Annotated in this window: 19 protein-coding genes; 9 read left to right on the top strand and 10 right to left on the bottom strand. The window is 58.1% G+C overall.

The window, feature by feature from the left end; all coding sequences use genetic code 11:
* The first annotated feature begins 36 nt into the window (after nucleotides 1-36).
* From KHU29_RS02320 to KHU29_RS02305, 4 genes are read left to right on the top strand one after another with little or no spacing between them, the layout of a single operon-like run.
* A complete protein-coding gene (locus KHU29_RS02320; RefSeq protein WP_246541356.1) occupies nucleotides 37-753 on the top strand; it encodes a chemotaxis protein CheW in 717 nt (238 codons plus the stop codon).
* The gene (locus KHU29_RS02315) at nucleotides 750-3,035 is read left to right on the top strand and encodes a hybrid sensor histidine kinase/response regulator (protein ID WP_211451056.1); all 2,286 of its coding nucleotides are present in this window, start codon (nucleotides 750-752) and stop codon (nucleotides 3,033-3,035) included. The genes KHU29_RS02320 and KHU29_RS02315 overlap by 4 nt, the downstream gene beginning before the upstream one ends.
* Entirely contained in the window at nucleotides 3,032-4,102 is a 1,071-nt protein-coding gene (cheB, locus tag KHU29_RS02310; RefSeq protein WP_211451055.1) for a chemotaxis response regulator protein-glutamate methylesterase, read from the top strand. The genes KHU29_RS02315 and cheB overlap by 4 nt, the downstream gene beginning before the upstream one ends.
* Nucleotides 4,103-4,141: 39 nt before the next feature.
* A complete protein-coding gene (locus KHU29_RS02305) occupies nucleotides 4,142-5,152 on the top strand; it encodes a GGDEF domain-containing response regulator (RefSeq protein WP_211451054.1) in 1,011 nt (336 codons plus the stop codon).
* Between the two features lie 39 nt (nucleotides 5,153-5,191).
* On the opposite strand, the gene KHU29_RS02300 is transcribed toward KHU29_RS02305, so the two are convergent.
* From KHU29_RS02300 to KHU29_RS02290, 3 genes are all read right to left on the bottom strand, one after another.
* Complete coding sequence (locus KHU29_RS02300; RefSeq protein WP_246541354.1) at nucleotides 5,192-6,466, bottom strand: PepSY-associated TM helix domain-containing protein; 1,275 nt, start codon at nucleotides 6,464-6,466, stop codon at nucleotides 5,192-5,194.
* Between the two features lie 8 nt (nucleotides 6,467-6,474).
* Nucleotides 6,475-8,580, bottom strand: a complete 2,106-nt coding sequence (locus KHU29_RS02295; RefSeq protein WP_246541352.1) for a TonB-dependent siderophore receptor — start codon at nucleotides 8,578-8,580, stop codon at nucleotides 6,475-6,477.
* 364 nt (nucleotides 8,581-8,944) lie between these two features.
* Nucleotides 8,945-9,874, bottom strand: coding sequence for a cation diffusion facilitator family transporter (locus KHU29_RS02290; RefSeq protein WP_211451052.1), 930 nt, complete (start codon nucleotides 9,872-9,874; stop codon nucleotides 8,945-8,947).
* Between the two features lie 192 nt (nucleotides 9,875-10,066).
* Between KHU29_RS02290 and KHU29_RS02285 the strand changes: the two genes are divergently transcribed.
* From KHU29_RS02285 to KHU29_RS02275, 3 genes are all read left to right on the top strand, one after another.
* Nucleotides 10,067-10,510 (top strand): CHRD domain-containing protein, encoded by a 444-nt coding sequence (locus tag KHU29_RS02285; protein WP_211451051.1) that lies wholly within the window; start codon nucleotides 10,067-10,069, stop codon nucleotides 10,508-10,510.
* An 88-nt stretch (nucleotides 10,511-10,598) separates the two neighbouring features.
* Complete coding sequence (locus KHU29_RS02280) at nucleotides 10,599-11,231, top strand: hypothetical protein (protein ID WP_211451050.1); 633 nt, start codon at nucleotides 10,599-10,601, stop codon at nucleotides 11,229-11,231.
* A gap of 16 nt (nucleotides 11,232-11,247) precedes the next feature.
* On the top strand, nucleotides 11,248-12,363 hold the full coding sequence (locus KHU29_RS02275) for a patatin-like phospholipase family protein (protein ID WP_211451049.1): 1,116 nt from the start codon (nucleotides 11,248-11,250) through the stop codon (nucleotides 12,361-12,363).
* Nucleotides 12,364-12,374: 11 nt separating this feature from the next.
* On the opposite strand, the gene aroQ is transcribed toward KHU29_RS02275, so the two are convergent.
* Nucleotides 12,375-12,968: a gamma subclass chorismate mutase AroQ gene (gene aroQ, locus KHU29_RS02270; protein ID WP_211451048.1), complete on the bottom strand. Its 594-nt coding sequence runs from the start codon at nucleotides 12,966-12,968 to the stop codon at nucleotides 12,375-12,377.
* Between the two features lie 106 nt (nucleotides 12,969-13,074).
* Between aroQ and KHU29_RS02265 the strand changes: the two genes are divergently transcribed.
* Entirely contained in the window at nucleotides 13,075-15,207 is a 2,133-nt protein-coding gene (locus tag KHU29_RS02265; protein WP_211451047.1) for a site-specific recombinase, read from the top strand.
* A 73-nt stretch (nucleotides 15,208-15,280) separates the two neighbouring features.
* Entirely contained in the window at nucleotides 15,281-16,636 is a 1,356-nt protein-coding gene (gene cls, locus KHU29_RS02260) for a cardiolipin synthase (protein ID WP_246541350.1), read from the top strand.
* A gap of 35 nt (nucleotides 16,637-16,671) precedes the next feature.
* Here the strand turns inward: cls and hutG are convergent, their stop codons facing one another.
* The 6 genes from hutG to hutU all read right to left on the bottom strand — a co-directional run bounded on the left by hutG (nucleotide 16,672) and on the right by hutU (nucleotide 24,228).
* Nucleotides 16,672-17,493, bottom strand: a complete 822-nt coding sequence (gene hutG, locus KHU29_RS02255; RefSeq protein ID WP_211451143.1) for an N-formylglutamate deformylase — start codon at nucleotides 17,491-17,493, stop codon at nucleotides 16,672-16,674.
* Nucleotides 17,494-17,529: 36 nt separating this feature from the next.
* The gene (locus tag KHU29_RS02250) at nucleotides 17,530-18,933 is read right to left on the bottom strand and encodes a formimidoylglutamate deiminase (protein ID WP_211451045.1); all 1,404 of its coding nucleotides are present in this window, start codon (nucleotides 18,931-18,933) and stop codon (nucleotides 17,530-17,532) included.
* 1 nt (nucleotide 18,934) lies between these two features.
* Entirely contained in the window at nucleotides 18,935-20,197 is a 1,263-nt protein-coding gene (hutI, locus tag KHU29_RS02245; protein WP_211451142.1) for an imidazolonepropionase, read from the bottom strand.
* Nucleotides 20,198-20,234: 37 nt separating this feature from the next.
* Entirely contained in the window at nucleotides 20,235-20,804 is a 570-nt protein-coding gene (locus tag KHU29_RS02240; protein ID WP_211451044.1) for a HutD/Ves family protein, read from the bottom strand.
* Nucleotide 20,805: 1 nt separating this feature from the next.
* On the bottom strand, nucleotides 20,806-22,353 hold the full coding sequence (gene hutH / locus KHU29_RS02235) for a histidine ammonia-lyase (protein WP_211451043.1): 1,548 nt from the start codon (nucleotides 22,351-22,353) through the stop codon (nucleotides 20,806-20,808).
* A gap of 168 nt (nucleotides 22,354-22,521) precedes the next feature.
* A complete protein-coding gene (gene hutU / locus KHU29_RS02230; RefSeq protein ID WP_211451042.1) occupies nucleotides 22,522-24,228 on the bottom strand; it encodes a urocanate hydratase in 1,707 nt (568 codons plus the stop codon).
* Nucleotides 24,229-24,456 lie beyond the last annotated feature (228 nt).

The following is a 24,456-nucleotide window of genomic DNA, read 5'->3' as shown; positions in this document are numbered from 1 at the left end:
GCTGGGCAAACCTCGTCGTATGATCTGCCCACTATCATGAGTACATCCCTTCACTATCAAGCCGACACGGCCATGACGCAGATCGACGATTGCTGGAACCGTATCGGCGTGCGCGGCGATGCTTCGTGCGAGCAGCTGACGCTGCATATAGACTGCCGCAACTGCCCGGTTCATGCGCGCGCGGCAGCGGAACTGCTGGACCGTTTGCAAATAGATGACATTGGCGACAACCTGCCTGAACCAGCCGGAGAAAACGCCGAAAAACAATCGCAAAGCGCCGCAGACCTGCGCTCCTTGCTGCTGTTTCGCATCGGTGAAGAATGGCTGGCGTTGCCGACTGCGCTGCTGGAAGAAATTACCGAACAGCGTGCCATACATCGCCTGCCTCACCGGCAAAACGCCGTCGTCTTGGGCATTACCAATATTCGCGGTGCGTTGGTCACTTGCGTTTCGCTGGCGGCGATGCTCGGCATCGGCATCAGCAACGGCGAAAAGCGTAATGAGGGCAACGAACGCCATGAACAGTTGCGGCGCTTGCTGATAGTTCGGCACAACGGTCAGACTACCGCCTTCACGGCAGATGAAGTGCACGGTACTCTGCGGGTCGCCGCCTCAGCCTGGCAAGCGGTGCCCACCACGCTGACGCACGCTGTCGGCCATTTCACCCATGCCGTCATTCACTGGAACGGACGTAGCGTAGGTTTGCTGGACCAGGGACTGTTGTTTCACACGCTGGATCGGAGCCTGGCATGAACGCCGACGACATACGCGACGCTTCCATGCTTGATCTGTTTCGCCTGGAGGTCGAAACCCAGGCGCAGCTCATGAGCAGCGGCCTGCTGGCCATCGAACGCTCGGTTTCCCCGCAACAATTGGAAGCCTGCATGCGGGCTGCCCATTCGATCAAGGGCGCGGCGCGGATTGTCGGCATCCAGGCCGGGGTCGATGTCACCCATGTAATGGAAGACTGCTTCGTTGCTGTGCAACAGGGAAAAGTGCAACTCGGGCCACGCCGCATCGACCAGCTATTGCATGGCGTCGATCTGCTGCAACGGATAGCAATCAGCGCAGAAGACGTCGAATTATGGCAAGCAGGCAGCGGTCGCACGGAAATCGCGGCTTTCCTGCAAGGCCTGGAAAACAGCTTGCGGCAAGCTGACGATCATTTCCGTGAACCGGAAACTACCGTCACTGCAATAGCAGAGCTGGATGATGCTGACGCTAGCGACGCCGGCGAAATCCGGCACGGTGGTAATCAGGGCAACAACAAGGACCAGTCCGACCGCATGTTACGTGTCACCGCCGCGCATTTGAACCAGCTGGTCAGCCTGTCCGGTGAATCGCTGGTGGAATCGCGCTGGCTGCCGGCATTCAACGAATCGTTGCTGCGTCTGAAACGATTGCAGCAGAGCACCGCGCAATCGCTGGAAATCTTGCACGACGCGCTGCGCGAGAACAATCTCGCTGGCGCACAATTCAAGGCATTGCAAGCCGTCCGGCAGAATGTCGACGCCAACCAGAAAATGCTGGCTGAACGCTTGGCCGAATTAGAGCTGTTCGAACGCCGCAACAGCAGCCGCGCCCAGCGTTTGTACGATCAGGCGCTGGCTTGCCGCATGCGGCCGTTTGCCGATCGGGTGGTGGGCTACGATCGCATGGTGCGCGATCTCGGACGCACTTTAGGTAAGCAGGTAAGGCTGGAAATCCACGGCGAAACCACCCAGGTCGATCGCGACATCCTGGAACAACTCGACGCACCGCTGGTGCACCTGTTGCGCAATGCGCTGGACCACGGCATCGAGCAGCCACAGCAGCGACGCGCCGTCGGCAAGAGCGGTGAGGGCCTGATTACCTTGACTGCGCGCCACCATGCCGGTCTGCTGCAAATCACGATCAGCGACGACGGTAACGGCATGGACCTGGAACAATTGCGCACTTCCGTAGTGCAGCGCGGCCTGGTCGACAGCGCAACCGCAAGCCGCTTGAGCGATGCTGAACTGCTGCATTTCCTCTTATTGCCAGGCTTCAGCATGCGCGACATCGTCACCGAAATTTCCGGGCGCGGCGTCGGCCTGGACGTGGTCCACAACATGCTCAAGCGCATGCGCGGCACGATCCAGATTTTCAGCGATGCGGGCCAAGGCATGCGTTTTCAATTGCAACTGCCGTTGACGTTGTCGCTGGTGCGCAGTTTGCTGGTCAATATCGGCGGTGAAGCCTACGCCTTCCCTCTGGCTTACGTCAACCGCACAATGCTATTGGAGAAGGATCAGATCGAATCGCTGGAAGGCCGCCAGCACTTTATGTTTGAAGAGCGCCAGATCGGCCTGATCGCCGCCAGCCAGATTTTACAGAGCGGCGATGCCGCACCCGATGACAGGCTTGACGACAGAATTGCACTGGTGGTGATCGGCGATCAGGCACAGACCTATGGTCTGCAAGTCGACCGCTTGCTGGGCGAGCATATGCTGGTGGTGCAACCGCTGGATACGCGCCTGGGCAAGATCAAGGATGTGGCGGCAGCGGCGCTGATGGAAGACGGCGCGCCGGTATTGATACTGGACGTTGCCGACATGCTGAATTCAGTCGAAAAACTGATTGCACACGGCCAGCTCGACAAAATTCAGAACCGCGCCAGCCAACAGCAGACCCAGACCAGCAAACGGGTGCTGGTGGTCGACGATTCGCTTACCGTACGCGAGCTGGAACGCAAGCTGCTAACTAGCCGCGGTTATACGGTGCGGGTTGCGGTGGATGGCATGGACGGCTGGAATGCATTGCGCAGCGAGCCATTCGACCTGGTGGTGACCGATATCGACATGCCGCGCATGGATGGCATTGAACTGGTCACTCTGATCAAGAAAAACCTGCAGTTGAGAGCGATTCCGGTGATGATCGTATCTTACAAGGACCGGCAGGAAGACCGCCAGCGCGGGCTCGAAGCCGGCGCCGATTATTACCTGGCTAAAGCCAGTTTCCACGACGAGACCTTGTTGCAAGCGGTAGCAGACTTGATCGGAGAGGCTCATTCATGAAGATCGGTATCGTCAACGATGCGCCGATTGCGGTAGAAGCGCTACGCCGCACCCTGCTGCAACGCCCTGGCCATGAAATCATCTGGATTGCAGAGGACGGCAAGCGCGCCATCGAATTGTGCGCATGGCAGACGCCGGACCTGATATTGATGGATTTGATCATGCCGGTGCTCGACGGCGTCGGCGCCACTCGCCATATCATGGCGCATACGCCGTGTGCGATCCTGATCGTCACCGGCGATGTCGGCGCCAATGTTTCGGCGGTATATGACGCGATGGCCTACGGCGCGCTCGATGCAATCGATACCCCGAGCACCTTGAGCGGCTATCCGCGCAACGATGTCAACTCGTTGCTGTCCAAGATCGACTCTATCGAAAAACTGCTCAATCAGCGCAAATCAACGCCTGAGTATGACGCGCCGGCCGAAAAATCGACTGCCGCTACCAGCATGGCCACAACTGCCACCGATAGTAAAGAAACGGCTTTGCCTCCGCCAGATTCAAAGTACCTGATTGCCATCGGCGCGTCTGCCGGCGGCCCGGCGGCGCTGGCAGTCCTGCTATCGCAACTGCCGGCGGATTTTCCGGCAGCTTTGGTGGTGGTGCAACACGTGGACGCGCAATTTGCCTCCGGCATGGCGGACTGGCTCGGTGGCCAGTCGAAATTACCGGTCCGGCTGGCCAAGGCGGCCGACAGCCCGACGCCAGGCAGTGTGCTGCTGGCCGGAACCGACGATCACCTACGTCTGACCGGGCCGTTCCAGCTGGGATATACCGAGCAGCCCAGCGGCTATCCTTACCGGCCATCGATCGATGTATTCTTCCAGAGTGTCGTCGACTTATGGGCAGGAAAAGCGGTCGGCATCCTGCTGACGGGCATGGGACGAGACGGCGCTATCGGGTTGAAAGCCATGCGCGACAAAGGCTATTACACCATCGCCCAGGATCAGGAATCGAGCGCGGTTTACGGCATGCCGAAAGCAGCAGCCTCGCTGAGCGCCGCCGACGCCATCCTGCCGGTTAATCAAATTGCCGGCAAGCTGGTCAGCATCATCAACAAGCGATAACTACAGATAGCCACAATCAGTAAAGATACGGAGAGAGTCATGCCTAAAGAATTAAATCTCGACATCGATCAGACGCCAGGCGATTATCCAGTCATGGTGCTGCTGGTGGATGATCAGGCCATGGTGGGTGAAGCCGTCAGGCGCGCACTGGCGAACCAGGTCAACATCGATTTCCACTACTGCGCCCACCCCGACGAGGCGATCGAAGCCGCCCAGAGAACCCGTCCCACAGTCATCTTGCAGGATCTGGTGATGCCTGGCATCGACGGTTTGACCCTGGTGCGCCAGTACCGCGCCAACCCAGCCACCCGCAATGTCCCTATTATCGTGCTGTCTACCCGCGAAGATGCGGCGGTCAAGAGCGCTGCTTTTACCGCTGGCGCCAACGACTACCTGGTCAAGCTGCCCGATACGATAGAGCTGGTGGCGCGGATCCGCTATCACTCACGCTCTTATGTGAACCTGTTACAGCGTGACGAAGCCTATCGCGCACTGCGGCAAAGCCAGCAGCAACTGCTGGAAACCAATCTGGAACTGCAGCGCCTGACCAACTCGGATGGTTTGACAGGTCTCGCCAACCGCCGTTATTTCGACGAATATTTCAGCGTCGAATGGACGCGTGCAGAACGCGAGCAAAGTTCATTATCGCTGCTGATGATCGATGTCGACGATTTCAAGTTGTATAACGACACCTATGGTCACCTGGCCGGCGATACCGCGCTCAAGCAAGTGGCAGAAGGTATCGGTCATTTTGCACGGCGCCCGACCGATCTGGCGGCACGCATAGGCGGCGAGGAGTTTGTATTGGTGCTGCCATCCATGTCACGCGAACATATGGAAGTTCAGGCAGACAAGCTGCAGGCGGCAGTACATGCGCTGAACGTCGCCCACGCCTCTTCCAGCAACGACGCCAGGGTCACCGTCAGCATCGGCGGCGCCAGCATGGTGCCGCGGCGCGGCGGCTCCCAGGAAAAACTGATGGAATTGGCCGATCAGGCGCTGTATCGCGCCAAACGCGGTGGCAAGAACCGGGTCGAGATCGCGCAGTAAGCAGTCTTTCCCTGACCTGCATGGTGATTGGACCGGAAGCTATTTGGCGATCGCTGGCCGTGGGCCGTTCGCTTCAGCCAAATTCCTGGTCTTTGCCTGGCGCGCAGCCAGCAAGCGCGCGCGCCGCTTGCGGGCCCAGATGATCACGCCGGTAACGCTCAGCAACGCCACGGCAACGCCCATCAAGGAAATCAGGATGCGTCCGGTCAGGCCGAGAATGCGCCCTGAATGAAGAGGAAACTGCGCTTGCATGAAGATATCGCCGGCGCTGCCCGTGCCGGGAATTTTTGCGCCGGCGGCATGGCCGTCGCCAGCGTCGTAATACAGCCAGCTGTTGCCCAGGCCGACATCGCCATGGTCATTGCCGGCTTCGAAAAACCCGACGCCGTACAAACCGAAAGCGGAAGAATAGAATACCCCGCCGACCGGTGTCGTCCAACCGCGGCGTTGCCCGTCCTGGCTGGCTAGGTGCGCCACCTGTTCTCGGCTGACGCCGGGTTCGACCTTGGCGGCCAGCGCCGGGAGCATCGGTTTGCGGCCATCAAACGGGTCCGGCGTCAGCGTCGAGAAGGTTTGCACGACAGGCCGCATGACCGGGTTGTATAGATTCATGGACACCGAGGTTACCGCCAGGACCAGCAGCAGCATCCAAAGCCAGACGCCGCCAGAGCGATGCAGGTCGAAATTGAGTTTATGTCCGCCCTGGCGCCAGCGGAACGCGAACGATTTGCGCAAGCCGCGCCAGCTGCGCCAGTTCGGAAAAGACAGCCATAAGGCGATGAAACAGTCTAGTGCCCAGACGATGCCGATGACGCCCATCAGCCAGGTGCCAAGTTCAATCCCGCCGACCTCCGGCAGGTGCATGGTGTAATGCAGTTTGTATAAAAATGGCAGCAGATTCTCGCGGCTAAGGGAGATGGCACCCCACATGCGTTTGCCTTGTATTTCAGCGCTGACCGGGTCCACCGCGATTTGATTGAAGCCAAGATTGTAAGGCTGCCCGCTGGCTGGATCGATACGCCCTTCCACCATCATGGTGCTGGTATGTCCCGGCTCGTTTGCCGTCATCACATAGGTCACCCGCATACGCCGGTCCTGCGCTTCCACCCGGTTCGCCAGTTCCAGGCCCGGCAGCGTCTTGCCCGCTTCTGGCTGGCCGGCGCTGCGGGCATGGAACAGTTGCGGATTGAGCCAGGCGTCGAGTTCGTGATCCCAGGAAATGACGGCGCCGGTAGCGCCTGCGATGAACAGGAACACCGCCGCCGCCAGCCCGAACCAGCGGTGCAGGATCACCATGAAGGGACGTATCGTCATGATCGGTGTCAGTATTTCCAGTTAATTGCAACGCTGCCGTTGATCGGCGCGCCGTAATAGCCTTGCGAGGCGTAGAGACTGGAGATGTATTTCTTGTTGGTGACGTTGTTGAGATTGGCAATCACGCTGAGTTGCTTGCTGATGTCGTAACGCGCCATCAGGTTGAGCAATGCGTAGCCTTGCTGCACCGTAGTAACCGTCTGCGTACCTGTCAGCACGTCAGTGCGGCTGGTATTGCCCTGCCAGTTGACGCTGGCGCCAATCTTCAGCTGTTCCAGCTGCGGAACCTGGTAGTTCGCTGCCGCCCGCAAAGTTTGTTTCGGGACGTAATTCCTGACCGAATTGCCGTCCTGGTCCTTGATGGTCATCACGGTGTAGCCGAGGCTGCCCTGCAAACCCGTGGCCAGCTCGCCGGACAGCTCCAGCTCCAGTCCTTCCGGATGGGCTTCGATGCCGCGGTAATACGCCTTGGCGCCGATATAGCCAGCCTGCTCCGCCGAATTGCTTTGCTCCACCCTGAACACGGCAGCCGATGCATTCAGCTTGCGATTGAAAAACTCGGTCTTCAAGCCCAGCTCGTAGCTCTTGCCTTCGACTGGTTTGAGCGTCGCGCCGGTAATGTCAGTCTGGTACTGCGGATTAAAAATCTCGGTATAGCTGACGTAGGCCGATATGTTCCGGTTCAAATCGTAGACCAGGCCGGCATACGGCGTGGTGGAGCTGGCGCTGGTCTGGTGGCTGACGCCGTAGGCGATGCCGGTGGTGCTAGCGTCGGTATAGTTGGCGCCGAGCAGCAGCTTGAGGTTGTCAGCCAGGTTGAGACGGGTGGCGCCATACAAGGTCTTGCGCTTGTCGGTATAGGAACTGCCGTCGATCGAGGCATCGAAACCCGGCTCTGGATAACTACCGTCGAATGCACCGGCTGCAGTCAACGGAGTACCGATTCCCCGTCCGTAATGCGAGATATCGTCCAGCGTCGAACGCGACCAGCTGGCGCCGACGGTCAGGTCGTGCCGACGTCCACCCAGCGAATATTTGCCGTTGACATAGCTGTCGATGACGGTTTGCTTGTTGTCTGAACTGTAGAGCGACGGATAACTGAACAAACCGGCGCCGGTGACACGATCCGGCGTGCCGTAGACATAGAACAGCTTGCCGTCAGTACTCAATTTGTTCTGGCTGAGGGTAGTTTTCCATTGCCAGTCGTTGCCGAAACGATGGTTCAGTTCTGCGAAGGCGCGCTGTTCTTCCGAGTTCCAGGACGACCAGTTGGCCGAAGTGCTGGCGCCGACGCCATAACGGGTCGGCGAGCCATCGGTGTAATGCAGCGGCAAGGCGCCCCATATCGCACCCTTGCCGTCATTTTTTTGATAACTGTAGCCCAAGGTCAGCAACGTGTCGTTGCTCAGGTTGGCTTCGATCACGCCATAGAATATGTTCTTGGCGGGCTGGTAGCGATCCAGGTAGGAATCGCCGTCTTCGTGCGCCACCACTACGCGCGCCGCTACTGTCTTGGCGTCGTTGAGCGCACCGGAGACATCAGCATCGATGCGGCGCGTGTTCCAGGAACCGTAGCTGATGCCGGTGGATGCCTGGAAATCATAAGTCGGGCGTTTGCGCACGAAGTTCACGGTGGCCGAAGGATTGCCGGTGGAGGAAGTCAGGCCGTTGGCGCCGCGTACCACCTCGACACGGTCGTACATGGCGGTATCGAGGTCGCCATTCTGCAAACCGAAGGTGAGAGGAATGCCGACCCCGTCGAACTGGAAATTGGTGATGTCGAAGCCGCGCGCCGTGTAATACGTGCGATTGGTTTCGACTTTTTCGACGGTAACGCCGGTGGTGCCGGCCAGTACCTGATCGACATTATCGAGCTTGAAATCATCCATTTTGGCGCGCGTGACCACTGATACCGATTGTGGCGTTTCGCGCAACGACATGTCCATCCTGGTTGCGGCATTGCTCTTGCGTACGGTGTAGCTGCCGGTCTTTTCAGTCGGCGTTTGCTGATCGCTGCCCGCTGTGACAACTACCTCCGGTAACGCCGCATCATTGCCGGCCGCTGCCAACTGCTGTGCCAGCGCCTGCTGTGGCGCGGCTGCTGACAATGCCATTGCCACAGCCATGCTCATTACCCGTAATGACGGCGGAACTTGTGATGTACGTGGAACCGGATCTGCGGATAGGCGTATCGCAGCGCTAGGAGTTGTCATCTGTTATCCCTGAGTTGATTGATTGTTTTTATGTTTTGAATGGCGTTTAAAGCAGGCGTCATTTCTCTAAAACATTAATAATAATGCGAATGATTATGATTATCAATTGTATATTTTAGAATTTCACGAGGCAGCAATTGCAATCACACTCAAGAATTGCATCGATACAAGGGAGGAATTGAGGAATCGGGAGCCGTATCGGGAGCCGGTACCGGGAGCCGGATAGCCGAGCGGTATCCGGACTGTTGTTTAGATCGATGCCGTGTCAGACATGCACGTGCTGTTCCTCTGGTGCGCTGTAGTTACATCCGTCTTCCGTATGGGCGCAAGGGTTTATCTCAAACTGCAGCGTCGTGTGATACACCGCGAATTGCGTCGCCAGGATCTCTTTCAGCGTCGGCAGCAATTGCTCTGTCGAATAAGCCGGGTCGTACACCACATGCGCGGTCAGGCTGGCCTTGCCGCTGGTGACCGCCCACAGGTGGAAGTCATGTACACTCAGGATTCCCGGCACTGCCCGCAGCGCAGCTTGCACCTGTTCAATATCCATACCTTCCGGTACACCTTCCAGCAGAATATTGATGCTCTCTTTCAGCAATATCCAGGTACGCGGCAACACCCAGAACCCGATCAATACGGCAATCACCGAATCGACCCATTCCCAGCCGGTATAACGGATCACCAACGCACCGATAATCACGCCGACCGAACCCAGCATATCGCTCCAGACTTCCAGATACGCACCCTTGACGTTCAGGCTGGCATCCTTGCCGCCACTGAGCAGACGCATGCTGATCAAGTTAACGACCAGGCCGAAGACGGCAATGACCAACATCCCTGTCGACTGGATTTCGGCAGGGCTGCGGAAGCGCTGGTAAGCCTCGTACAAGATATACATCGCCACCATGAACAGCAATACGGCATTGAACGCGGCTGCCAGGATTTCAAAACGATGATAGCCATAGGTGCGCTTGGCGTCGGGCGCCTTCCTGGCGATACGAATCGCCACCAGTGCGATTGCCAGGGCCATGGTGTCGGTCAGCATGTGTGCCGCATCCGAGATCAGCGCCAGGCTGCCGGTGATCAGGCCGCCGATAACTTCGACCACCAGGAAGATCGTGGTAAGTCCTAATGCAATCCAGATATATTTCTCGTTCTGGCTGCCAGGTAAGGCATGCGAATGGCCTGCGCTCATGTTTGTCCTTGGAGTGTGCCGTGCAGATAATGTACCGCTTTATTGCGATTGCATGCTTCCATTAAAAACCCTATAGCTACTACAAGGTCAAGCAAATACATAAAAATTTCCGCAACGATGAAACCGGACTACACTAATGTTTGCTTTCCCCCGATACACCAATACCCCGATAACCAGCACAAAGGAAAACAAATGACTTCCCTGTTAAAAAACATAAGGCCATCGTTGTTCGCTTCTGTTGCACTGGCATTGCTGCTTGGAGCATGTTCGATGATGTCGACGAATCCGGGCCACACCAGCAAGGTGACCCTGGACGGAGGGCATGAAGTACCACCGACCGGCTCGGCTGCAACCGGCAGCGGCACTATCGTGATTGCAGCCGACAAATCGGTTAGCGGCAGTGTCACCACCATTGGCATACAGGGGAAAATGGCGCATATCCATGAAGCCGCGACGGGCAAGAACGGCCCGGTCCTGGTGCCTTTGACCAAGACGGACGACAACACGTGGTCGGTACCGGCCGGCACCAAGTTAACCGACGCCCAGTATGCCAGCTACATGGCCGGCAACCTGTATATCAACGTCCATAGCGAGGCCAAACCCGGCGGCGAAATCCGCGGCCAGCTGCTGCCCTGACCTGCACCCCCGAAGCCGCCATGCGTCCCTTGTCTATGACAAGCCAGCCGTGGCGGCCGATTGATGACACTGCCCTTTGAATAAACCTATGCCCGCTGCGATCCGGATTTTTGGCGCGTTCTTCCTGGCCATCGCGCTGGCCAGCGGCGCTCTGTATGCTATCGACCATTCACTCAATGGCGGTAACAGCCAGCATCCTGACAGTCCTGCAAAAACCGCCAACGCTGCGCCGTTCGCGGCAAATCCCGCATCGTCCACGTCCGCCACGCCCGTCACGCCGACATTGGCAGCGAGCGATCCGCCACAACCGGCGCCATCGACCGGGGCCAGCCGGCCATTGCTTGAGAACGTCGGCGTCATTGCCAAATGCACCATCGACGGCAAGATCGTCTATACCGACAAGGGCTGCCCTCAAGGCAGCAAAGCCAAACCTGTGCAGATTACCGACAACGCCATCATCCCCGGCGTCGACCAGGCGACGATCGAACGCACGCTACGCCAACCGCCGCCGCAGCTAGCCCAGGCTGCGCCATCAGGCACCGTTATCGAACCGGCCATCACCACCGTCACCACCGAGGCCGGCGTCGATTGCGTGGCACTTGGACGGCGCCTTGAATGGCTTAACTATATGGGCCACCGCCGGCAGCCACCGCATATCCGCGACCGCATGCAGCGCGAACGAGACGAGCTGCAAACCAGAAGGTTCTGGGCGCATTGCTAGTGGATCATTCCAGCCCATGATTCAAACCGAAACTCAAACCGAAACCCGGACCGGGAAGTATCGATGTTGCATGGTGATGGCGGGCGGTGGTTTTCGTTTTGGCTATTACCTGGGCATGTATGCAGCGGCAGTCGATACCAATAACAAGCCCGACCTGCTTCTGGCCAGTTGCGGCGGTTCCATCGCCGCCGCGGTGATCCAGGCATTGCCGGACGATACACAGCGCAAGGCATGGATCAGCTCACCAGCGATGTATCAATTTCTCTGCGGCTTGCAATCGACACCTAAAGCCGCTATCGGCCGCTCCTTTATCCATGCGGTCAAGCGCCGCCTTACGGTAAAGCGCGCCGCCAGGATTCCGGATCTGTTCAGCGATTATTTTTTCGACATCCCGGCAGAATTGCCCTTGCCGCAGCTCCAGCCGCAATCGGCAGATCCGGTTGCGGTCGCCATTATCGGCGGGAAGATATTGTTTTCGAAAGACGAGATCGGACAACGCCGGGCGGGCCGTAAATTATTTGCCGAGACCGTATTTTGCAATCCGCGCACAGCAGCGCTGCTTGACGGCATGCGATCTCCCATGAGCGATCCGATGTGGGGCGACAACGCGATCGCGCTGCAATTGCTGACTGACGTTGATATGCCCATCGGCGATGCTGTGCGGATTTCCATTTCGGACATGTTTTATTTTCGCTGCCATTCGCATCAGGCCAGGTACTACACCGGCGGCGTGGTCGATCTGTTCCCTATCGAGCTGGCAAATAAATTGGCGCAACGCGTAGTGATGGAGCTGAAGGCGCCTTTTAGCCAGGCAACCGCTATCCCTGCCTGGCGCGCGGTGCTGGGCGTCGATGGCAACCAGCGATTACGCCATGTCCACCGCCAGCATGCCGACATCTGGATAGATTCCTCGGATGTGGAAAGCGTATTCCACAAACGCGGCATGCAGCAGAAACTGTCCTGGCCGAAGAATCGTTTGCGCCTGCTCATGCCGGCGCGTTATGAAACCTATGTGGAGCATGTCGAAGCGCAGTGGCAATACGGCTATCAGCGCGGGCTGGAAGCCTTTGGCAAGCCGCACGCCAATTACAAACAGCACATGCGTTATGCCACCAGGCACAACAAACCTTGACCATGACAGGACTAATTCCCCATCCACCCCTGCAGCGCCACCCGGCGCGGCAAACCGTCCAGATCGCCGCGTACCAAAAGCCGCGAGCGCATGTCGATATAGGCCGGCATGCCAGGCTGGGCCAGCAACGGTTGAATCTTGCCTAGCACAGCGATCAATTGCGGCGTCAACCGGTCCAGCACCGGCCGCACATCTCGCCCCAGATCCGGAGCATCGCTGAAACTGCCGGCGCCCTGTCGACGCCATTGCGCATGCAAACCTAGCTGCAGGGCTTTACTGGCGTCGAACTGGGCCTGGAAGAAACGTCGTACAAAAGTCGCATCCAAGCCTTCAGCCTGAGCAGTGACAGCGTCCAGTATCAGTTGCTCACGTGGCGGATCGTTGATGGCGGCACCGGAGTTCCATTTCGCTTTGGCCACCATCGGCGCAACTGCCAGGCGCAGATCGATCAGCGTCAGCAACTGATCGATCTGCCCGGCGTCCGCAGCAGAGGGACCGCACTGGACACCAGGCGTTGACGGCATGCTTTGGCAAGCCGCCAGGATAAACAGCAGGAACCAGCAGGTCAGGAATCTGCCCAAGTACAGAGATTTTGAGAATTTCATGGATTCTTTCTATGACAACGCGAAACATAACATTCATTCGTTCATCCACAACCCGTTTCGCTCAACTAAACGTACACTATCTACTTTGCATTTTATAAAAATTTACATGCTGTCAACACTGAAACTCATCACTGCCGATCCGAACTCCGACAATATCGACCACTTGGTGGCCTTGATAAAGACCTTGCGCCCCGCCAAACCGGAGCAAGGCGAGCAGGCAGCCGAGAACGTGCGAGTGTTGGTGCAATTGCTGCATGGCGAGCCGGCCCAGGCCAGCGCCCTGCGTCATTACGTGCTGCGTCTGTTTTCGACGCGCCGCCAGATCAGTTTGTATACCGATACCGGCATCTTGCCGAACGCCGGCTTTTTCACCGAACTTTTTCAACGCCTGTCATTTCGCATCTTGCCGCCGGCGCTGGATGAAAATTATTTACGCGACTGCCTTGACCGCCTGTTGCCGGTTGAATCCGATTATCTGTGGATCAACGCAGTGCCGGCCGCAGACTGGCTGAGCCTGTATGACTTGCTAAGCCAGGCGGCTCCCTACGCCGACGCCGAGAACAACGCCGCCAACGCCGCCAGCGATGCCATCGATCGCCATAAAACAGTGGGCGAATTGCTGGAAGCGATCCAGACACTATCCTATCGCATCAGCGCGATGGGACTGGAGCCCGCGCTGCTTAGGCTTTACCCCAGCATCGACGAATTCGAATCGCCGTTCCTGATGCAAAACGTCGAGCTGCACCTGTACCTGAACAGCTATCGCCGCCACCTGGCAGCGAGCGAGTCGGCAGCCGGCCTGAGCCAGTTACCAGGCGAGTTACCGCCACTGGAAGATGCCCGTCACCTGGCGGTGATGCTGGACCAATGCGAGACCATTGTCCTCAAAATCCGTAAAAACGCCTTGCGTATGGGTAGCAGCGTTTCCCTGACCTATCTGTTGGTCAGGCTGGAGCAAAGCATCACGCGGCTGCGCAAGCTGCTGAGCCTTGTCGATGTCGGCGAAACCAGGGCCGAAGCTGCTGAAGATGCGCCGGATCAAAGCACGGCAGATGTCAGTCAACTCGTCAAACGCACTCAGGCGTTGGCGCTAGGCCAGGAACTGATCGAAGGGCATAACCGCAAATATGCCGTGCGCGAACTATTCGCCGACAATATCAATCTGCTGGCACGCAATGTCACCGAAAACGCCAGTCGTACCGGCGAACACTATATTGCTGAAGACCGCCAGGAATACGGCGCGATGTTCCGCTCCGCTTCCGGCGCCGGGCTGATCATCGGCTTCATGTCGTTGATAAAAATACTGGCGTCTTATCTGCGCGCCGCGCCGCTGGTGGAGGCGTTTTTATTCAGCATGAATTATTCGTTTGGCTTCATGCTGATCCATGTGCTGCATTTCACGGTCGCCACCAAGCAACCGGCGATGACCGCATCGCGCATCGCTTCCGGCCTGCAAAGCCGCGACGGCCGCAATATCGATCTCGACAGCCTGGTGGAACTGATCGTCAAAGTGATACGCACGCAATTTATCGCCGTGGCCGGCAATTTGCTGCTGGCGTTTCCGGTAGCCTACCTGATCGCCCTCGCTTATCACACCTTGTCCGGCCATCATCTGGTATCACCCGACAAGGCAGCGCACCTGTTGCACGATATCGATCCGTTCGCCAGCCTGGCGCTGTTCCATGCGGCGATTGCCGGCGTTTGCCTGTTCTTGGCCGGCCTGATCTCTGGCTACTACGACAACAAGGCGCTCTACACCCACATCGGGCAACGCGTGGCGCGCGCGCACTGGCTGCGCAAGCTGCTGGGCCAGGAACGGCTGAACCGGTTCGGCGAATACGTTGAACGCAACCTGGGCGGCCTGATGGGTAATTTCTACTTCGGCATATTGCTCGGTACGATAGGCACGATAGGTTTCATGCTCGGCTTGCCTATCGACATCCGCCACATTACGTTTTCGGCCACCAACTTTGCTACTGCCCTGGTCGGCCTGGACAATCAGATGGGCTGGCATACAGCGGTGGTCTCTGTCATTGGCGTGCTGGGGATCGGCACGATCAATCTTTGGGTCAGCTTTTCACTGGCCTTGTTCGTGGCCATGCGGGCGCGCCAGATCCGGTTCCGGCATGGACTGACGTTGGCCAGGGCGGTCTTCACACGTTTCAGGAGCGGCCCCAAGGATTTTTTCATCCCGCCCAAGAGAGTCGCTCCGCTGGAACAGGACAAGCCTACTGTTTAGGTGTTTGGGTGCTAAAAGACGTACTGCAAACAACGTACAAAACACTAAAGCCGATCGGCGCACGATGGAAAACATGTTGAACGCTCAGCTACGTGATTATTTTCTACGGTACGTCGTGGCGCTGCTGTGCATCTTGACAGCAGCCTGCTCGACTTTGCCCGACGTCAGCCATTTGAGCGAGTCGGTGTTGCAGGTAGCCGCAACCGGCAACGGCCAGAGCAATGGTCAGGACGGTGCCGCATCCAGGCTCGACAACATGGCGGCAATGGAAGCAGCGGCTACCGGCAGCCCGCTAGTCAAAGGCAACAAGGTGACCTTGCTGTTCGACGGGCCGGAGACCTTGACTGCAATGATTGCAGCCATCAGGCAAGCCAAAAGCACGATTAATTTTGAAACCTATATTTTCGACCAGGACCAGCTCGGCCTGCAGTTTGCGGATTTGCTGATAGAAAAGCAACGTAGCGGAGTGCAGGTCAACATCATTTACGACAGTGTCGGCAGCATCGGCACTCCCAGCGAATTTTTTGAGCGCATGCATGCGGCCGGGATCAGGCTGATCGAATTCAATCCGGTCAATCCGCTTAAACGCTTTGGCCGCTGGCAATGGAATCATCGCGATCATCGCAAAATCCTGGTGGTGGACGGCAAGATCGGCTTCACCGGCGGCGTCAACATCAGCGCAGCTTATGCCAACAGCTCGCTGTTTCGCGCCAGCCGCCGCCCCAATACCGGCGCCAGCGCCATAGGTTGGCGCGATACCCATGTGCAAATAGAAGGCCCTGCCGTCGCTTCCTTGCAATTACTGTTCATGCAAACCTGGGGTACGCAATTTACAGAAGATTTACCAGACCTGAATTATTTCCCGAAACTGGCAGAAGCCGGCAACAAGACGGTACATGTGCTGAGCAGCCAGCCCGACAGCGACTACAGCCTGTACAAAGCCTATATCCTGGCGATCCAGCAAGCCCGCAAAAGCATCCACATCACCACGCCCTACTTCACCCCCGACCGCCAGCTGGTGGACGCATTGGTCGCCGCCGCGAAGCGCGGGGTGGATGTCACCATCATCTTGCCCGGGGTGTCCGATGTCGGCCTGATGTACCATGCCGGGCAATCGTTTTATACGCAGCTGCTGAGCGCCGGGGTCCGCATTTACCAACTGCAGATCGCGGTGCTGCACGCCAAAACCGCGGTAATCGACGGCAGCTGGTCTACCGTCGGCTCCGCCAACATGGATATCCGCAGCTTTCTCCACAACTATGAAGCCAACGTGATTGTCATCGACGACCAGTTTGGCCATCAAATGGAAAGAGCCTTCCGCGAAGACATCCGCGGCTCCAAGCAAATCACGCTAGAGCAATGGCAGCACCGGCCATTTTCGGATCGTGTCAAGGAATGGGCCGCGCGCTCGCTCGGTTATTGGTTGTGACGGGTTGTGACGGGTTGTGATTGAGTTGTGATCGATCAGCGCAATGCGTGAGTTTGCGCCCAGGCCAGCATCACGTCCATGAAGCGTTGCAAAGTCGGCCGTACCCGCGCTGCCCGTTGCTCGTCGAAAGCAAACGGCAATTGTTCTTCCATATAAGTGATTTGCGTCTGCTCCAGCTGCACCGCGTGGATATTCTGCTCCGGCTTGCCGTAATGGCGCGTGATATGCCCCCCCTTGAAGCGGCCATTCACCGCATGGCTGTAGCCCGCTTCAGCCGCCTGGGCGGCAACTACCTGCAATTGCTGCGTCAGTTCCGGCGCGCATGAGCTGCCGGCGCCGGTGCCCAGATTCAAGTCGGGCAAACGGCCCTCGAAGAATCGCGGCACCACGGATGCGATGGAGTGTGCATCCCATAGCATCGCCACGCCATGCTCGGCGCGCAGGCGCTGTAATTCTTGCTCCAGCTGTTGGTGATAAGGTTGCCAGTATTCGGTGACGCGGCGCTGGATCTCGGCCTCATCAGGATTTTTACCGGCTTGATACAGGGCTTCCTTGTGAAAGGTATCCACCGGACACAGTCCGGTCGTATCCTGCCCCGGATAGAGATTCACGTTGTCTTCGGGGCGATTCAGATCGATCACATAGCGTGAATGAGTCGCGACCAGAATCGAAGCGCCGAGCTGTTCCAGGAAGTTATATAACTGCGGCATGTGCCAGTCGGTATCGGCAATATCCAGCGCCGCGGCGCTCATGCCGGCGCGGATATCCGGCGGAATGTACTCACCCGCATGCGGCATCGACACCAGCAACGGCAATTTGCCGCGATGAAATATAAATTTTTCTACAGGGAAACCCATCATCAATCCTCTTTTTGCAACCTCTTATGCGGTATTTTAGTCCAGCAATCTCTTCATGGTACGCGCATATGACAAGGCGCTCTGTTCCTGCTGGCTATGCCTGTGGTCCCGGACGACCCAATGGCCGCCGACCATGACATCGCGCACCGGTGTTTGCCCGTGGTGGCAAAACACAAAACTGTCGAGCAATTGCTCGCCGTGCTTACCGCTCAGGTCCGCGTGCTGCGGGTCCAACGCCAGCAAATCGGCGCGTTGCCCGACCTCCAGGCCAGCCACCTGGCGACCGCTGGCGATAGCGCCGCCGTGCAGAGCTTGCCGATACATGTAACCACCCACCGAAGCGCTATCGCTGCCGGCCACGCTGCCGGCCACGCTGTCGACCAGCATATTGCGCTGGCGATGCAGCAGGCGCTGGCTGTACTCATACAAACGCAATTCTTCGCTGACGCTGGTGCTGACATGACTGTCGGAGCCGATGCCCCACGCGCCTTGCGCGGCCGCATAGGTGACGCCATTGAAAATACCATCGCCCAGATTGGCTTCGGTAGTCGGACAAATGCCGGCGACAGCGCCGCTGCGCGCCAGTTTTTCTGTTTCAGCCGTAGTCATCTGGGTGGCGTGCACCAGGCACCAGTGGCGATCCACCTCGACATTGTCCAGCAGCCAGGCCACCGGCCGCGCACCTAAGGCTGCGACGCAGTCCTCCACTTCTTTGTTTTGTTCAGCGATGTGGATGTGCACCGGTGCTTGCGCATCCCATTGCCTGAGCTGTGTCAGCAGTTCTTGCAGCGATTGCGGTGACACTGCGCGCAATGAATGCGGTGCGACGCCGTAACGCAAGCCGGCATGCTGCGGATGCGACGCTTGCAAGGTTTGCAAGGCGTTCATGACCCATTCCGGCGAATTGATGAAACAGGCCTGCCCGGCATGCGGCGCTTGTGCGCCGAAACCATTGTATTGGTACATTACCGGCAGCAAAGTCAGGCCGATGCCTACTTCCTGCGCCGCTTCAATCAGGCAAACCATGTTTTCCACCGGATTGGCGTATGGTTTGCCATCGCTGCCGTGATGCAGATAGTGGAATTCGCAGACCGAGGTATAGCCGGCTTGCAGCATCTCGATATACAGTTGCACCGCAATCGCCTTCAGGTCGACAGGCGACAACTTGCCGGCAAACTTGTACATCAAGGTGCGCCAACTCCAGAAATTGTCGTTCAGATCTGAGCGATATTCAGAGAGCCCTGCCATAGCGCGTTGAAACGCATGCGAATGCAAATTTGCAATACCCGGTAGCACCGGACCGACAGCTCTGGGGGCCAGAGCGATTTCCGAGGCATCGGGACTGACGCGCGTCAGGATGCCTTTGTCGTCCCATTCCAACAGTACATTGTTGCGCCATCCTTCAGGCAACAGGGCGCGGTCAGCGATTAATTGTTTCATGCTAATTCCTTTCGCGATGTGGAGTGAAGCTGAACTGGCCGGCACGGACTATCGCATTGCAGGGATTGAGTCCCGACCAATAGGCCAGTTCCGCCAGCGATTCGACTGACCAGACCACAAAGTCGGCCGCACGCCCTATCTCCAGCAAACCATGGCAATCGGCTTTGCCGAGCGCCAGCGCAGCGTTGGCGGTGACTCCCATCAAGGCTTCAGCCGTGGTCATCCGGAATAGCGTGCAAGACATGTTCAGCATCAGCAGCAAAGAGGTGCTGGGCGAAGTGCCCGGATTGCTATCGGTAGAGATCGCGATCGGTATCCGGTAGCGCCGCAACAGCTCCAGCGGTGGTTGTTTTGTTTCGCGGATGAAGTAATACGCGCCCGGCAGCAACACGGCGACCGTGCCGCTTTTCCGCATCGCTATGACATCCACTTCGTTCAGGTGCTCCAGATGATCGACCGAAAGCGCCTTGAAACGCGTCGCCAATTGCGTGGCGCCGATATTCGAGAGTTGATCGGCATGCATTTTCACCGGCAGGCCAAGCTTGCCGGCGGCAATAAATACCTGCTCGCTCTGCGCCACCGAAAAACCGATGTTTTCGCAGAAGACATCGACCGCATCAATCAATCCTTCGGCATGCAAGGCTGGCAGCATTTCCTCGCAGACCAGCTTGATATAGTCGTCGGCGCGGCCCTGGTATTCCGGTGGCAACGCATGCGCGCCAAGAAAAGTGGTGTAGACGGTAACCGGGTAGGACCGGCCGAGACGCCGCGCCACCTGCAACATTTTGCGCTCGGTTGCCAGATCCAGGCCGTACCCGGATTTGATCTCAATCGTGGTCACGCCCTCGGCCAGCAAGGCTTCAAGGCGCCGTGCAGATTGTTGAAACAGAGTGTCTTCGTCGGCCAGGCGGGTGGCGCGCACGGTAGATACGATACCGCCGCCGCTGCGCGCAATTTCTTCGTAGCTGGCGCCGGCCAGGCGCATGGCAAACTCGTCTGCGCGATTGCCGCCATACACCAGATGCGTGTGGCAATCTATCAGGCCAGGCGTAATCCAGCGATTGCCGACATCGTACCGGACCAGTTCCGCATGGCTGAACTCGGCAGGCATGTCCGCTTCGCTGCCGATCCAGGCGATCAAACCGTCGCGTACGACGATGGTGCCGTCCGTGATGATTCGGGCTGGATTGCCGGCCGGCGCAATCCTGGCGTTGTGCCAGATGCCGTCGGCTGATCGAATTGGCTGGATTTGCCGGGTTGCCATCTGTTGAATATGTTGATCCTGCGACATGTCGGCTTCCCTATAAGAGATTGATGCTGACACTGATCACGATACTGCCAGCCTGTAATGAACGCAATGACATTCCGCCTGCCTTGTCCTCGTTGAGCAAGGTTTGACGTTGCTCCAGAGTTATCCGCTCACCGCTCTCTGTCAGTACATCCCAGCGTCCTTGTACGCAAAACAGCAGATCGCAACCACGCGGCAGATCCTGATCCGCGTGCCAGACTTCGACTGCGCCGATGGCCGCACCGCGCCGTAACATCAGGTTGAAATCCAGACAGGCGGCGCCGTCGAGCTGCGCGCTGACCTGCTCCTCGCCGCGAAAGCGATGCGGCTGCAATCGCATTAGCGAGACATGCTCGCCGCTGGCAGAAAGCAGTTGCATGCCGTCGCCTTCCAGCAAGGTAATCACCCGATCGACGCCGGGAAAACTGGAAAAGGCGCCGGATCGGGTAACGTCGGCAATACTCACCCGCCATAAAAAATCGTCGAATGAGGCTGCTGCGGGATAGCTGTACAGCTCGCGTGTAACCCCGCCGCCGTTTTTCCAGGGCACGGCCCGCAGATCTTCAAAGCTGATCAGCCGCATGCTATCGTCCGTACAAATCGGCAAACAAAGCCGCGCAGCTAGCGCTGACCGCGCCCTGCAATACCAGCTGTTTGGCAGCTTCGATATCCGGTGCGAAGAAACGATCCTTATCGTAGAACGCGACCTGCTCGCGCAAACGTTGCTGGACCTGGTTCAGCAGCGGCGAAGTGGTCAAGGGCAGATGGCAATCCACGCCCTGCGCCGCCGCCAGCAATTCAATCGCCACGATGGTGGCGGTATTGTGCGCCATTTCATGCAAGCGGCGACCGGCAAACGTCGCCATGCTGACGTGGTCTTCTTGGTTGGCCGAAGTCGGCAGGCTGTCGACGCTGGCCGGATGCGCCAGCGCTTTGTTTTCGGATGCCAGGGCTGCGGCAGTCACGTGGGCGATCATGAAGCCGGAATTGAGGCCGGACGACTGTACCAGGAACGGTGGCAAACCAGACAAGGAGGAATCGATCAGCAACGCAATCCGGCGTTCAGACAGCGCACCGATCTCGGCAATCGCCAGCGCCAGTGTGTCCGCCGCAAAAGCCACCGGTTCAGCATGGAAATTGCCGCCGGAAATGACTTCATCACGTTCTGCATAAATCAACGGATTGTCGGTCACCGCATTCGCTTCGATCAGCAAGGTGCGCGCAGCATTGCCGATCAGGTCGACGCAAGCGCCCATCACCTGTGGCTGGCAACGCAAGCTGTAGGGATCTTGCACGCGCTCGTCGTTGACCAGGTGCGATTGGCGAATCGCGCTGCCGCTCAGCAGCTGGCGATAAATTTTAGCAGTGGCGATTTGCCCCGGCTGTCCCCGCACTTCATGCACACGGGGATCGAATGGCGCATCGCTGCCGCGAGCGGCGTCGACTGCCAGTGCGCCGGTCACGGTTGCCGCTTCCAGCACGCGCTCCGCCAGGAACAGGCCGTTCAACGTCAATGCGGTAGACACCTGGGTGCCGTTGATCAACGCCAGCCCTTCCTTGGCCGCCAGCACGATAGGTGTGATGCCGGCCTTTGCCAGCGCTTCTTTGGCATCGATCAGCTTGTCGTCAACCCGTACCTGGCCGTCGCCTAGTATTGCCAGTGTCATGTGCGACAACGGCGCCAGATCGCCGGATGCGCCGACCGAGCCTTTGACCGGGATGCACGGCATGATGCCGGCGTTGTAGATCGCCAGCAAGGTGTCGATCACCTGCGCGCGGATACCTGAGAAGCCGCGCGCCAGGCTGCCGATTTTCATTGCCAGGATCAGGCGCACCGCGGCATCGTCGATCAGTTCGCCGGTACCGACCGAGTGCGACAGGATCAAGTTGCGTTGTAACAACTCCAATTGTTCGTCCGGAATCCGGGTCTTGGCCAGCTTGCCGAAACCGGTGTTGATGCCATAGGCGGCATCGCCACGCTCAACGATCCTGGCGACGGTGGCGGCTGACGCATTGATCGCGTCGTAGGCAGCTGGCGGCAACTGCAGCGGCACGGCTTCGGCCCAGATGCGGCGAATCTCTGCCAGAGACATTTTTCCTGGCTGCAGAGTCAACGGTGTGTTCATGGTCATTTCTTTCACAATGGTGCCCAACGTATTCAATTGGTATTCAATTCTATGGATAAATCGCGGTGATCGTTCTGGAGCCGGTATTTTTTCTCGCGCGTTGCCGGGATTAGCGTTGCGCGTTCCGGGAATTCCGCGTGGGCACAAATGCGTGCCCACCCTACCTTAATGCAATCAACGTTTTATCATCGGCAGATTCAGGTTGTGGCGCTTGGCGCATTCGATCGCCGCCTCGTAGCCGGCATCGGCATGGCGCATGACGCCGGAAGCGCAATCGTTGACCAGCACCCGCGCCAGGCGCTTGGCTGCGGCTTCGGTGCCATCGGCAACAATCACCATGCCGGCATGCTGCGAGTAGCCCATGCCGACGCCACCGCCATGATGCAACGAAACCCAGGTGGCGCCGCCGGCAGTATTCAGCAACGCATTCAGCAAGGGCCAGTCGGAAACTGCATCGGTGCCGTCTTTCATGCTTTCGGTTTCGCGATTCGGGCTGGCCACCGAGCCGGTATCGAGGTGATCGCGGCCGATCACCACCGGGGCCTTCAACTCGCCGGTGCGCACCATTTCATTGAATGCGAGGCCGGCAATATGGCGTTCGCCCAGGCCCAGCCAGCAAATCCGCGCCGGCAAACCCTGGAAGGAAATACGTTCGCGCGCCATGTCCAGCCAGCGGTGCACATGTTTGTTTTCCGGGAACAGTTCCTTGATCTTGGCATCGGTTTTGTAGATATCCTCGGGATCGCCAGACAAGGCGACCCAACGGAACGGGCCTTTGCCTTCGCAGAACAGCGGCCGGATATAAGCCGGCACAAAACCTGGAAAATCGAAAGCGTTCTTGACGCCATGGTCAAACGCCACCTGACGGATGTTGTTGCCGTAATCGACGGTCTTGATGCCCATTGCATGGAAATCCAGCATCGCTTGCACATGCAAAGCACAGGAATGCGCGGCATCGGCAGTCAATTTGGCCTGCATCGCCGGTTCGTTTTGCGCCTGCACCCATTGCTCGACGCTCCAACCTATCGGCAGATAGCCATTGATCAAGTCATGCGCGGAACTCTGGTCGGTCACCAGGTCCGGCTTGATGCCGCCGGCCTTGGCGCGCTTGACCAACTCCGGCAAGACTTCGGCGGCATTACCGAGCAGGCCGATGGAAATCGCTTCCTTGCGTTCAGCATGATATTTGATCAGTTCCAAGGCGTGGTCCAGATCCTTGGCCTGCTTGTCGAGGTAGCGCGTGCGCAGGCGAAAATCGATGCTCGACTGCTTGCACTCGATGGTCAGCGACGCCGCTCCGGCCAAGGTTGCTGCCAGCGGTTGCGCGCCGCCCATGCCGCCCAGGCCGGCGGTCAGGATCCAGCGTCCGGAAAGATCGCCGCCGAAATGCTGGCGCCCCGCTTCGGCAAAGGTTTCAAACGTGCCCTGCACGATGCCCTGGCTGCCGATGTAGATCCAGCTGCCGGCAGTCATCTGGCCGTACATGAACAGGCCCTTGCGGTCGAGTTCATTGAAGTGCTCCCAATCGGCCCATTTCGGCACCAGGTTGGAGTTGGCCAGCAGCACCCGCGGCGCATCGGCATGGGTCTGGAATACGCCGACCGGTTTGCCAGACTGGATCAGCAAGGTTTCATCTTCATTCAGATTGGTCAGTGCTTCGATGATTTTGTCGAAACAAGCCCAGTCGCGCGCGGCCCGGCCGATCCCGCCGTACACCACCAGGTCGTTCGGCCGCTCGGCCACTTCCGGGTCGAGATTGTTCATCAACATGCGCAGCGGCGCTTCGGTCAGCCAGCTCTTGGCGGTCAGGGTGGTACCGCGTGGCGCCCGGATGGTACGGCTTGGGTCGCGGCGCGGATCGGTATTGGTCGATGTGCTCATGTTGGCTAGTCTCCTGAAAAGTGCCTGCAAATAAACAACAAGTTGTATAGTCCAGTAAGATATAATGCCTATACAACTTAGTCAACCGAATTTATGCGAATCTTGTGAACATGTGGCGCGTTCCATAGAAACATGGAGAAATATTGAGAATTAGACATTGACTTCAAGTTCACTTGAGCCTGCATACTTAGCTTGCCAGCAACTGATGTAGTATCCGTAATGAATTTT

The organism is Collimonas antrihumi, from assembly GCF_018304965.1.
In the GTDB taxonomy this organism is placed as follows: domain Bacteria; phylum Pseudomonadota; class Gammaproteobacteria; order Burkholderiales; family Burkholderiaceae_D; genus Collimonas; species Collimonas antrihumi.
Note: the sequence above shows the minus strand (reverse complement) of the source record. Positions and strands in the feature narration are given on the sequence as shown.

What these genes read in the sequence shown, in the direction of transcription:
- hutG (WP_211451143.1), bottom strand. Translation starts at nt 17,493, where the DNA reads ATGGGTTTCCCTGTAGAAAAATTTATATTTCATCGCGGCAAATTGCCG.
- KHU29_RS02300 (WP_246541354.1), bottom strand. Translation starts at nt 6,466, where the DNA reads ATGACGATACGTCCCTTCATGGTGATCCTGCACCGCTGGTTCGGGCTG.
- KHU29_RS02265 (WP_211451047.1), top strand. Translation starts at nt 13,075, where the DNA reads ATGCTGTCAACACTGAAACTCATCACTGCCGATCCGAACTCCGACAAT.
- KHU29_RS02290 (WP_211451052.1), bottom strand. Translation starts at nt 9,874, where the DNA reads ATGAGCGCAGGCCATTCGCATGCCTTACCTGGCAGCCAGAACGAGAAA.
- KHU29_RS02280 (WP_211451050.1), top strand. Translation starts at nt 10,599, where the DNA reads ATGCCCGCTGCGATCCGGATTTTTGGCGCGTTCTTCCTGGCCATCGCG.
- KHU29_RS02315 (WP_211451056.1), top strand. Translation starts at nt 750, where the DNA reads ATGAACGCCGACGACATACGCGACGCTTCCATGCTTGATCTGTTTCGC.
- KHU29_RS02250 (WP_211451045.1), bottom strand. Translation starts at nt 18,933, where the DNA reads ATGAAACAATTAATCGCTGACCGCGCCCTGTTGCCTGAAGGATGGCGC.
- hutH (WP_211451043.1), bottom strand. Translation starts at nt 22,353, where the DNA reads ATGACCATGAACACACCGTTGACTCTGCAGCCAGGAAAAATGTCTCTG.
- aroQ (WP_211451048.1), bottom strand. Translation starts at nt 12,968, where the DNA reads ATGAAATTCTCAAAATCTCTGTACTTGGGCAGATTCCTGACCTGCTGG.
- KHU29_RS02240 (WP_211451044.1), bottom strand. Translation starts at nt 20,804, where the DNA reads ATGCGGCTGATCAGCTTTGAAGATCTGCGGGCCGTGCCCTGGAAAAAC.
- KHU29_RS02285 (WP_211451051.1), top strand. Translation starts at nt 10,067, where the DNA reads ATGACTTCCCTGTTAAAAAACATAAGGCCATCGTTGTTCGCTTCTGTT.
- KHU29_RS02275 (WP_211451049.1), top strand. Translation starts at nt 11,248, where the DNA reads ATGATTCAAACCGAAACTCAAACCGAAACCCGGACCGGGAAGTATCGA.
- KHU29_RS02320 (WP_246541356.1), top strand. Translation starts at nt 37, where the DNA reads ATGAGTACATCCCTTCACTATCAAGCCGACACGGCCATGACGCAGATC.
- cheB (WP_211451055.1), top strand. Translation starts at nt 3,032, where the DNA reads ATGAAGATCGGTATCGTCAACGATGCGCCGATTGCGGTAGAAGCGCTA.
- hutU (WP_211451042.1), bottom strand. Translation starts at nt 24,228, where the DNA reads ATGAGCACATCGACCAATACCGATCCGCGCCGCGACCCAAGCCGTACC.
- cls (WP_246541350.1), top strand. Translation starts at nt 15,281, where the DNA reads ATGTTGAACGCTCAGCTACGTGATTATTTTCTACGGTACGTCGTGGCG.
- KHU29_RS02305 (WP_211451054.1), top strand. Translation starts at nt 4,142, where the DNA reads ATGCCTAAAGAATTAAATCTCGACATCGATCAGACGCCAGGCGATTAT.
- KHU29_RS02295 (WP_246541352.1), bottom strand. Translation starts at nt 8,580, where the DNA reads ATGGCATTGTCAGCAGCCGCGCCACAGCAGGCGCTGGCACAGCAGTTG.
- hutI (WP_211451142.1), bottom strand. Translation starts at nt 20,197, where the DNA reads ATGGCAACCCGGCAAATCCAGCCAATTCGATCAGCCGACGGCATCTGG.